The sequence below is a fragment of the Escherichia sp. TW14182 genome, from assembly GCF_000208525.1.
GTDB classification, from domain to species: Bacteria; Pseudomonadota; Gammaproteobacteria; order Enterobacterales; family Enterobacteriaceae; genus Escherichia; species Escherichia ruysiae.
The window spans coordinates 19,462-29,058 of record NZ_AEJZ01000028.1 but is presented as its reverse complement, the minus strand read 5'-3'; the positions used below and the strand labels follow the sequence as shown (position 1 = coordinate 29,058).

The following is a 9,597-nucleotide window of genomic DNA, read 5'->3' as shown; positions in this document are numbered from 1 at the left end:
CCTACAAGTCCCTGCCCCAGAACCGCATCCGGCAGTACGTTATTGGCACTCTGCGCGAATATTTGTCACCAGCGCCTCCAGTACCGCTTTCCAGTCATCTACCACGCCAACATCTGCCTGTGAAAATACCGCCGCGCTGGCGTCATGATTCACAGCCACCACAAACTGGCTATTACGCACGCCTGCCATTAACGCTGCCGCGCCGGACGCCCCGGCAACAATGCAAATCTCTGGCGCCAGCAAATGCCCGGAAATTCCAATCACTTTTTCCGCATCAAAACCACCGTTCATCACTCGCGCCCGACTGTAGCCCACTTCGGCGCCCAGCTTTTCAGCCAGCATAGCGATTTCATGGCTATCAGCCTCGCCACCCTGCCCCACCACCAGCACCCGTCTGGCTTCTACTAATGGGTCACGGGTAGTATTTTTCAGGTTTTCGATGCTAACAAACCAGTCTGGAAGTGCGCCGGGGACAATGTTTAGTTGCTGCATACCAGATGGCAACATAGCGTTTTTCGCTGCTCCAGCCTGGCGCGCCAGAGAAAGACATAGCGGACGTTTTTCTGTTTGCAGCGTCGCCGTCAGCGCATTTCCCCAGTGGGATTTGCGCACGCTTACGGCTGGAATATCTAACGAAGTTACCTGGCAGATACTGGCACCATGTACACGCCAGGCCAGCCGGGTAGCCAGTTCATCGCCAAACGCGCCCGACGGAAAGAGAACAACTTCCGCAGGCGTTCGCTGCCACTGTTCCACCAGCGCATCCAGCACTTGTTCCGCCACTACGGGCTGAGGTTCAATTCGCCAGTGCGTCAGTGTACAACCGCTGAAATCCTGTTCTGCCAGCCAGCCTGCCATTGCGGAATGATCCTGATTGATTGTCACGATGGCGATATTCATAGCTGCATCCTCTGGCACAAATAATCCCGCCACAGTATTTGTGCTTTTTCTTTAGCTGTTTGCCCATTAACCAGCGTCGCACCGCGCCGTTGCTCCGGTCTTTCCAGTTGCAGGCACTGTATCGCTGGCGCTTCTGCGACAAGAGTTTCGCGGGTAATCTCCGCTTTCCCCGCCGCCATACGCTGGCGCATCCCCGGTACAGGCAAGGCCACTTCGCCACACTGACGCACGGCAATCACCGCAGGTAAGCGGACACGGCAACAACGCAGCCCGTTTTCAGTACGCTGTTCGAGAGTGATAAACGGCGCGTCGAGAGTAAAACGCTCCACCTGCGTGAAACAGGGCCAGGCCAGTATTTCCGCCAGCAAAAACGGCGTTTGCCCGTTCTGACCTTCGCTGCTTTGGCAGCCAGTAATTATCAGATCCAGCGGATTCTGACGCTGCCATTCGGCAATATGGCGAGCGACAAATTCCGGCGCAAAACGCAGTATTGCCGCCGTCTCCAGCAATACAGCTTCCTCAAACCCAAGAGCCATGAGATAGCGCAGCCAGTGCAACGCCCGTTCATCCCCCATGCTCAACGCGGTTAAAGACATCGACGTACCGTTTTTTCTCTGCGCCAACAGCAGCGCGGCGGCAGCCTGTTCATCAGCACCGAGTAAACTTCGCAGAAGCGAAACATCCGGTCCGCTATTACCCTGAGCCGCCGCCTGCCACTCTTTTTCCGCCAGCATTCCGGCATCCGGTTCGGCTTTAAACGCTAACAGAATGTTCATTTGCACCTCCAACATTTCCCGCCGCCACCAGCGGGAGAGCTTTGGTTTCTGGCGCCCAAAGCCAGGTCACGATAAAACCAATCAATAACACTGCCGCCAGGAGCAATAAGGTGACCTGCATTCCCCACTGCGCCAGAATCCACGGCAGCAGGCCAGTACTTACCGCCGCGCCAAGTCGGCTCATGGCGGTGGCAAAACCAACGCCCAACGAGCGAATGTCAGTAGGAAAACTTTCTGCTGGCAAAATGCCCACCAGATTACTGACCGCCGAAATGGTGGTGCTGAAGAGGACAAAAAGCAGCAACGTTAGCGAACTGCCAGAAGGCAAACAGGCCATCACCATCAACGTGACCGCCAGCAGCAGAAAACTGCCAAGTAAAAATTTTCGATGTGCCAGCAGGTGGGTCAGGAATAAACCTAATATCGCGCCAACAATTAACAACGCATTGAGCATCAAGCTGGCAGTCAGCGCATCTTCCAGACCAATAGTCTGGGCGATAGTCGGCAGCCAGGTGTAAATCACAAACCACGGGATCACGAGGCAGACAAAGAACACGCTGTTAAACACCGTGCGTCGCCAGTAGCGCGAAGAGAACAAAGTTCTGATGTGTTTATGGGTCGCCGTTGCGACTTCATCGCCCAGTAAAACATGGGAACCAAAATAGCGATGTACGATAGCGTGAGCTTCTGCAAAACGTCCCTGACGCAGCAACCAGCGCGGCGATTCCGGCGTTCCCCAGCGTAAAAGCGTAATCAGCAAGGCTGGCAACGCCGCAGAAGCCAGCAGCCAGCGCCAGGCTTCCGGGCTTTCGCTAATAAAGTGATGTCCGGCAAGACTTGCCAGCACGTAGCCCACCGTCCATACCACGCTGAACGCCCCCAGCAAAATACCGCGATGGCGGCGCGGGGAAAATTCTGCCAGCAACGTGTGGCCTACTGAATAGTCGCCTCCCAGACCAATGCCGATCAAAATGCGCAGCCCAATAAGATGCTCTGGCGTAGTGGCAAAATATTGTAAAAACGAAGCGAGCGTAATCAGCATAAAACTGAAGGTGAAGATTTTTTGCCGCCCGATATGGTCGGAGATCCACCCCAAAACCAGGCTGCCAAGAAACAAACCAAGTAACGCCGAGCCGCCGATCATTCCCGCCATAAACGGCGTCAGTTGCATGGCGGGCGTAAGCTGAATAATGGCGTAACCAATGACGCCAAGAACATAACCGTCGGTCAGGTGTGCGCCGAAAGTGAGCGCAGCAATTCGACAGTGAAAACGGTTAAGCGGTAAATCATCCATTCGCACCGGTGAAGTGTTCATCTTTACCCCTTCATTGTCCGGTAATAAGAACGGCTTCTCGCCTGAGAAGCCGAAAAGGCAACGCACCGTCATCGCGGAACGCTGCCTGACACATTATTTTTCAATCGGATAGATAGTACCCGTGTTCATAATGCCATTAGGATCGAACTGCTTTTTCAGCCCTTCCAGCAACGCCCACGCGCTGCCGTGCTCCAGTTTGCTCCAGTGAACGCGATGTTTACCGATACCGTGGTGGTGCACCATCGAACCACCGAGGCGAATGGTTTCTTCGCAGATAATTTTGTTGAGCGGATTATGGTACTTGTCGATTTCCTCTTCCGGCTTACAGTCAACAACGTTGTAGTCGTAAACGAAGTACATGTTGGTGCCGTTCTGGTAGCTGTGAGAGGAGTGACCGCCCAGCATGGTGATGTCGTCGGCGTGTGGGAACTCGGTACGAATACGGTTGATGACGCTTTCGTAAATTTCGTGAATGCAGCTCCAGCAGCCGGACACTTCGGTGGTAAAGCCCATGTTGCCGGTTTTGAGAATCTGCACACGTTCGGCAGCCACTTTATCCGGTCCCCAGTTCAGGTGATTAAACCAGGTTTCGATCAGCTTGCTGTCCACGCGCCGGCATTGCGGATAGCGAGCAACGATTTCCGCAATCCCTTCGCCCGTCGCCTTCGCAATGCGAGGATTGCCCTCAGCCATAAAGATCAGCACACATTTTCCGTCGGCAAAATGCGTGAAGTGTTGGGTGCCATCTTCAGCGTCATACAGACGAGCAATCGACGGACGATACCCTTCCACCATGATTTCGCGCAGGATGTTGAAGCCGGTTTTCATGTCTTCCAGGATATAGCCGTAGAAGAGGTTGTTTTCTGGCGTGAATTTGAAGATTTTCACTGTCACTTCAGTGATATAGCACAGTGCACCTTCGTTGCCGATGATGATGTGACGAATGTCCGGGCCAGCCGCGCGGCGTGGCACGTTTTTAATGCGTGTCACGGTGCCATCTGCCAGTACCGCTTCCAGACCAACGACCATATCCTCAATAGCGCCGTAGAGTGTGGAGAACTGTCCGATACTGCGAGTCGCCACCAGGCCGCCCATCTGCGCCAGCGGTTTTGACTGCGGAGAGTGACCGGTGGTGTAGCCTTTTTCACGCAACGCGTTTTCCAGCACTTCCAGCGGAACGCCACATTGCGCCGTCGCCTGCATATTCTCAATATCAATATTAATGATTTGATTCATGGCGGAGCCATCGAGCACCACCGAGTTTTCCACTACGGTTTCCAGTCCACCTTCGGTGGCGGAAGCCCCGGTACGCGGCACACCGTTAATTTTGTGCGCATTCATAAAATTCAGCACACGGGATACTTGTTCTGTGGAACCGAGTTTTACGACCGCTGCCGGAATAGGCAAAGTATAAATACCATGAATATCCGGAAATTTACGAAAACGGTCAATGCTATTTTTCTTTAATACAGTTCCATCGGTAATAACGCGATCTGTTCCAACAATTTCCTTTAGCTGGTCGACAATCGCTGCGCGAGATAAAGACATAATAATTCCTTCCTAATAATAAAAATGGAATAGTCATTAATAAAAAAAACAGAAACCACCGTTATGGATTAGCGCACTAAATAACCGCCATCAACCACTAATAAATGTCCATTGACATAATTCGATGCAGGACTTGCGAGGAATATTGCTGCCCCCATTAAATCCTGAGTATCACCCCAACGGTTTGCCGGAATATGGTCAAGAACACGCTGATTAGTTTCTGGATTACTGCGTGTCGCCAGCGTAATATCTGTTGCATAATAGCCAGGGGCAATACCATTTACCTGAATATTATATTGACCTAGTTCATCACAATAAGCTTTGGTGAATCCGGCAAGGGCGTGTTTAGTGGCAGAATATGCTGGCGACCATTGCCCGCCCAGGTAAGAAAACAATGAACAGATATTAATGATTTTACCGCTTTTTTGCGGGATCATAATTTTTGCCGCTTCGTAACTCAGCTCAAAAGCGGCTGTCAGGTTCACATCAATCATCGGGTCCCAGTCAGCACGACCGAAGTCCAGCACCTTATTCAGCTTACAAATACCTGCGTTATTGACCAGAATATCGACGGTGCCAAAACGCTCACAACAGGCGGCGATGATCTTCTGTGGCGCGCCTTCTGCGGTGATATCCACCTGCATAAAATCAACTTCAACGCCCTGTTTTTCAATAATTTCCTTCGTTTCGCCATTATCTTTGACGAAGCTTGGAATAAAGATATTTGCACCTGCTTTTGCCAGTGCCATCGCAAATGCCTGGCCTAACCCGCTATTCCCGCCGGTAACAATTGCCGTTTTACCTTTCAGGGAGAAAAAATCCATTGAGAACGCATTGAGAGATTCGATTGACATAGTTAGCTCCAATTTCCGTAAGGCAAAAAAAAAGAAAGGTAACTTCCCCCGCGAGAGGGAAGTTACCTTTCTCATTATCTCTGGTAACTGGGAATAATTTTTAGCATAAGGACATAATCGCTTATGTGATCATAATCACAGTGTGCTATTTGTATTGTCAAATGTTTTTAAAAAGTAGAATCGTGATTACTCTCACACAACACCTCTGCTTTCCATGTTATTTCTTATCGCAATTACTAGAGACCTGAGAAAAGTAATCCTCCTGAAAGGGCGGCTTACTTTTCTCTTTTTTTTGTCTATTACAAATGGGAATACGATATGCAACACAACTCATATCGCCGTTGGATAACCCTCGCGATAATCAGTTTTAGCGGCGGCGTTAGTTTCGATCTGGCTTATTTACGTTATATTTACCAAATTCCCATGGCGAAATTTATGGGATTCAGCAATACCGAGATAGGTTTAATAATGAGTACCTTTGGTATTGCGGCTATTATTCTTTATGCCCCCAGCGGCGTTATTGCCGATAAATTTTCACACCGCAAAATGATTACTTCCGCGATGATCATTACCGGATTATTAGGCCTGATAATGGCAACATATCCACCATTATGGGTAATGCTTTGTATCCAGGTCGCGTTTGCGATAACGACGATTTTAATGCTGTGGTCGGTATCGATAAAAGCCGCCTCATTGCTTGGCGATCATAGCGAGCAAGGGAAGATCATGGGCTGGATGGAAGGGCTGCGCGGCGTCGGCGTAATGTCGCTGGCGGTGTTTACCATGTGGGTCTTTTCCCGCTTCGCACCGGATGACAGTGCCAGCCTGAAAACGGTCATTATCATCTACAGTGTGGTTTACATTCTGCTGGGCATCTTGTGCTGGTTTTTTGTTAGTGATAACAATAGCCTGCGTAGTACCAATAACGAAGAAAAACAGTCATTCCAGCTTAGCGACATCCTGGCCGTTTTGCGCATCAGCACAACCTGGTATTGCAGCATGGTGATTTTTGGCGTCTTCACCATCTACGCCATTCTGAGTTACTCCACCAACTATCTGACCGAAATGTATGGCATGTCGCTGGTGGCGGCGAGCTACATGGGGATTGTGATCAATAAAATCTTCCGCGCGCTGTGCGGCCCGCTTGGCGGCATTATCACCACCTACAGCAAAGTGAAATCTCCTACCCGCGTGATCCAAATCCTTTCCGTAATCGGTTTGCTGGCGCTGACTGCCCTGCTCGTCACCAACTCTAACCCGCAATCGGTCGCGATGGGGATTGGCCTGATTTTACTGCTGGGATTCACCTGCTACGCCTCACGTGGGTTGTACTGGGCCTGCCCCGGTGAAGCGAGAACACCGTCTTACATTATGGGCACCACGGTGGGTATTTGTTCAGTGATTGGATTCCTGCCGGATGTCTTCGTTTACCCAATTATCGGTCACTGGCAAGACACTCTGCCCGCAGCAGAAGCCTACCGCAATATGTGGCTGATGGGCATGGCGGCGCTCGGCATGGTGATCGTCTTTACCTTTTTGCTGTTCCAAAAAATTCGTACTGCTGATAGCGCCCCCGCAATGGCTAACAGCAAGTAAGCCAGAAAAATTACAGGAGAAAAATCATGTCGAAAAAATACATCATAGGGATTGATGGCGGAAGTCAGAGCACAAAAGTGGTGATGTACGATCTGGAAGGTAACGTGGTTTGCGAAGGCAAAGGCTTATTACAGCCGATGCACACGCCGGATGCCGATACCGCAGAACATCCTGACGATGATTTATGGGCATCATTATGTTTTGCCGGTCACGATTTGATGAGCCAGTTTGCCGGAAATAAAGAAGATATTGTTGGCATTGGTCTGGGATCAATCCGTTGCTGCCGTGCGTTATTGAAAGCCGATGGTACGCCAGCCGCGCCGTTGATTAGCTGGCAGGATGCACGCGTAACGCGTCCCTACGAACACACTAATCCTGACGTGGCGTATGTCACCTCTTTTTCGGGCTACCTGACGCACCGTTTAACGGGCGAGTTTAAAGACAATATCGCTAACTATTTTGGTCAGTGGCCAGTGGATTATAAAACCTGGGCATGGGGCGAAGATGCCGCAGTGATGGAGAAGTTTAATATCCCTCGCCAAATGCTGTTTGATGTGCAAATGCCGGGCACCGTGCTTGGGCATATAACACCACAAGCTGCACTGGCTACACATTTCCCGGCCGGGCTGCCGGTGGTGTGTACCACCAGTGATAAACCGGTAGAAGCACTAGGTGCCGGGTTACTGGACGATGAAACGGCAGTGATTTCATTAGGCACCTACATTGCGTTGATGATGAACGGCAAAGCACTGCCGAAAGATCCGGTAGCGTACTGGCCGATTATGTCTTCTATTCCGCAAACGTTGCTGTATGAAGGTTACGGTATTCGCAAAGGTATGTGGACGGTGAGCTGGCTACGCGACATGTTGGGCGAGTCGTTAATTCAGGATGCCAAAGCGCAGAATCTGTCGCCGGAGGATTTGCTCAACAAAAAGGCGTCTTGCGTACCACCGGGTTGTAACGGACTGATGACGGTGCTGGACTGGCTGACCAACCCGTGGGAACCGTATAAACGCGGGATTATGATCGGCTTTGATTCCAGCATGGACTACGCATGGATATATCGTTCGATTCTGGAAAGCGTGGCGCTGACGCTGAAGAATAATTACGACAATATGTGTAATGAAATGAATCAATTTGCCAAACATGTGATCATTACTGGCGGCGGTTCGAACAGCGATCTGTTTATGCAAATTTTTGCCGACGTGTTCAACCTTCCGGCACGGCGTAACGCCATTAACGGCTGTGCAAGTTTGGGAGCAGCAATCAATACGGCGGTAGGTCTGGGTCTGTATCCGGATTACGCAACGGCAGTCGACAAAATGGTTCGCGTGAAAGATATCTTTATGCCTGTTGAGTGCAATGCCAAACGCTACGACGCGATGAATAAAGGCATTTTCAAAGACCTAACCAAACACACAGATGTGATTTTGAAAAAATCGTATGAAGTGATGCATGGTGAGCTGGGGAGTGCGGATTCGATCCAGAGCTGGTCGAATGCGTAAGTAAGGAAGACCGGGCGGGAAACTGCCCGGGCTGAACCCTACTGAAAGGTTTATCCCCGCTGACGCGGGGAACTCTCTAAACATAACCTATTATTAATTAATGATTTTTTAAGCCAGTCACAATCTACCAACTTTACAGGATCACACAAACAACACATCTACTATGTTAAAGAGCACTTAATCCATTGACTGAAAAGGTAAATATTTAAAATAAATCTATAAAAACTAAAATCTGCCAAACTTCACCGCAATAATTTTCACACCAGCGAAAAATTAACGCCACAGAATTTGTAGAGAATGGCAATGATTAGTCCAGGATAAGCAAAATGGAGGTTTTTCAGAGGCGACAAAGAATATAAATGAGTGGAATTCTTTTACAGGTTCCACCCATTTATAACGCTTATAAATGTTTAGTCAGGCAATATTCAAATATTTATGCGTTTGCATCGACAAACGCCAGTTCCGCGCAATGCAGGTATCGATACATAAACGCGTGGCATCTTCTTTCTGACTAATCGGCTGAAGGGCAATGACTCGCGGTTTATCATCGGTCAGCGTCGCCAACAATTCATCCAGTGCTTCAATATCCCGTACGCGCCCAACCGGATGTTTAATTTCATTAGCTCGTTCCAGCGCCTGAGACAACACTTCATAGCCGCCGCGCATGTTCAGCTTTGGCGACACGGTAACCCAGGTATTCGGTGTGCAACGCACTTCATGAGTGCCGCTGGTTTCGATCTGGCAGCTAAAACCATTCTTTTCGAGCAGGTCAGTCAATGGCAGCAAATCATGAATGCAAGGTTCACCACCAGTAATCACCACGTGACGCGCGGTATACCCCTGACGACTAATGACCGCTAACAAATCTTCGCTGCTCGCAGCCCCCCACTTATCACTCTCTTTGGTTTTCGCCAAAATGCTAAAAAGAGAAACTTCCCGATCCTCAAGTTTTTCCCATGTGTGTTTGGTATCACACCAGGCACAGCCGACCGGGCATCCCTGTAAACGAATAAAAATGGCGGGGACGCCGGTAAAGTAACCCTCACCTTGCAGGGTCTGGAACATCTCGTTAATCGGGTACTGCATAGCATTCTCTGTAAAGT

8 protein-coding genes are annotated in these 9,597 nt (G+C 49.9%); 2 read left to right on the top strand and 6 right to left on the bottom strand.

All coding sequences use genetic code 11. From position 1 onward, the window contains the following. Nucleotides 1-39 precede the first annotated feature (39 nt). The 5 genes from EQY_RS0103215 to EQY_RS0103195 all read right to left on the bottom strand — a co-directional run bounded on the left by EQY_RS0103215 (nucleotide 40) and on the right by EQY_RS0103195 (nucleotide 5,393). Nucleotides 40-900 (bottom strand): electron transfer flavoprotein subunit alpha/FixB family protein, encoded by an 861-nt coding sequence (locus EQY_RS0103215; RefSeq protein ID WP_001017362.1) that lies wholly within the window; start codon nucleotides 898-900, stop codon nucleotides 40-42. Next, nucleotides 897-1,676 (bottom strand): adenine nucleotide alpha hydrolase family protein, encoded by a 780-nt coding sequence (locus EQY_RS0103210; protein WP_024212381.1) that lies wholly within the window; start codon nucleotides 1,674-1,676, stop codon nucleotides 897-899. Before EQY_RS0103210 ends, EQY_RS0103215 begins: the two co-directional genes overlap by 4 nt. Next, entirely contained in the window at nucleotides 1,654-2,991 is a 1,338-nt protein-coding gene (locus EQY_RS0103205; RefSeq protein WP_001098112.1) for an MFS transporter, read from the bottom strand. The genes EQY_RS0103210 and EQY_RS0103205 overlap by 23 nt, the downstream gene beginning before the upstream one ends. Before the next feature lie 93 nt (nucleotides 2,992-3,084). Further along, nucleotides 3,085-4,539 carry an FAD-binding oxidoreductase gene (locus EQY_RS0103200; RefSeq protein WP_000059330.1) on the bottom strand — a complete coding sequence of 485 codons (1,455 nt, stop codon included), beginning with the start codon at nucleotides 4,537-4,539 and terminating at the stop codon, nucleotides 3,085-3,087. A 68-nt stretch (nucleotides 4,540-4,607) separates the two neighbouring features. Further along, nucleotides 4,608-5,393 (bottom strand): SDR family oxidoreductase, encoded by a 786-nt coding sequence (locus EQY_RS0103195; protein WP_000021316.1) that lies wholly within the window; start codon nucleotides 5,391-5,393, stop codon nucleotides 4,608-4,610. Nucleotides 5,394-5,711: 318 nt separating this feature from the next. Here EQY_RS0103195 and EQY_RS0103190 point away from each other — a divergent pair, with 318 nt between their 5' ends. Together EQY_RS0103190 and EQY_RS0103185 are read left to right on the top strand one after the other, a co-directional pair. Next, nucleotides 5,712-6,989, top strand: coding sequence for an MFS transporter (locus EQY_RS0103190; protein ID WP_001164539.1), 1,278 nt, complete (start codon nucleotides 5,712-5,714; stop codon nucleotides 6,987-6,989). Between the two features lie 26 nt (nucleotides 6,990-7,015). Next, nucleotides 7,016-8,494 (top strand): FGGY-family carbohydrate kinase, encoded by a 1,479-nt coding sequence (locus EQY_RS0103185; RefSeq protein WP_000039716.1) that lies wholly within the window; start codon nucleotides 7,016-7,018, stop codon nucleotides 8,492-8,494. A 414-nt stretch (nucleotides 8,495-8,908) separates the two neighbouring features. On the opposite strand, the gene queE is transcribed toward EQY_RS0103185, so the two are convergent. After that, nucleotides 8,909-9,580: a 7-carboxy-7-deazaguanine synthase QueE gene (gene queE / locus EQY_RS0103180; RefSeq protein ID WP_001199980.1), complete on the bottom strand. Its 672-nt coding sequence runs from the start codon at nucleotides 9,578-9,580 to the stop codon at nucleotides 8,909-8,911. Nucleotides 9,581-9,597: the final 17 nt, after the last annotated feature.

Excerpts from the sequence above, each read along its gene's own strand:
- EQY_RS0103185 (WP_000039716.1), top strand. The coding sequence starts at position 7,016 with ATGTCGAAAAAATACATCATAGGGATTGATGGCGGAAGTCAGAGCACA.
- EQY_RS0103190 (WP_001164539.1), top strand. The coding sequence starts at position 5,712 with ATGCAACACAACTCATATCGCCGTTGGATAACCCTCGCGATAATCAGT.
- EQY_RS0103195 (WP_000021316.1), bottom strand. The coding sequence starts at position 5,393 with ATGTCAATCGAATCTCTCAATGCGTTCTCAATGGATTTTTTCTCCCTG.
- EQY_RS0103200 (WP_000059330.1), bottom strand. The coding sequence starts at position 4,539 with ATGTCTTTATCTCGCGCAGCGATTGTCGACCAGCTAAAGGAAATTGTT.
- EQY_RS0103205 (WP_001098112.1), bottom strand. The coding sequence starts at position 2,991 with ATGAACACTTCACCGGTGCGAATGGATGATTTACCGCTTAACCGTTTT.
- EQY_RS0103210 (WP_024212381.1), bottom strand. The coding sequence starts at position 1,676 with ATGAACATTCTGTTAGCGTTTAAAGCCGAACCGGATGCCGGAATGCTG.
- EQY_RS0103215 (WP_001017362.1), bottom strand. The coding sequence starts at position 900 with ATGAATATCGCCATCGTGACAATCAATCAGGATCATTCCGCAATGGCA.
- queE (WP_001199980.1), bottom strand. The coding sequence starts at position 9,580 with ATGCAGTACCCGATTAACGAGATGTTCCAGACCCTGCAAGGTGAGGGT.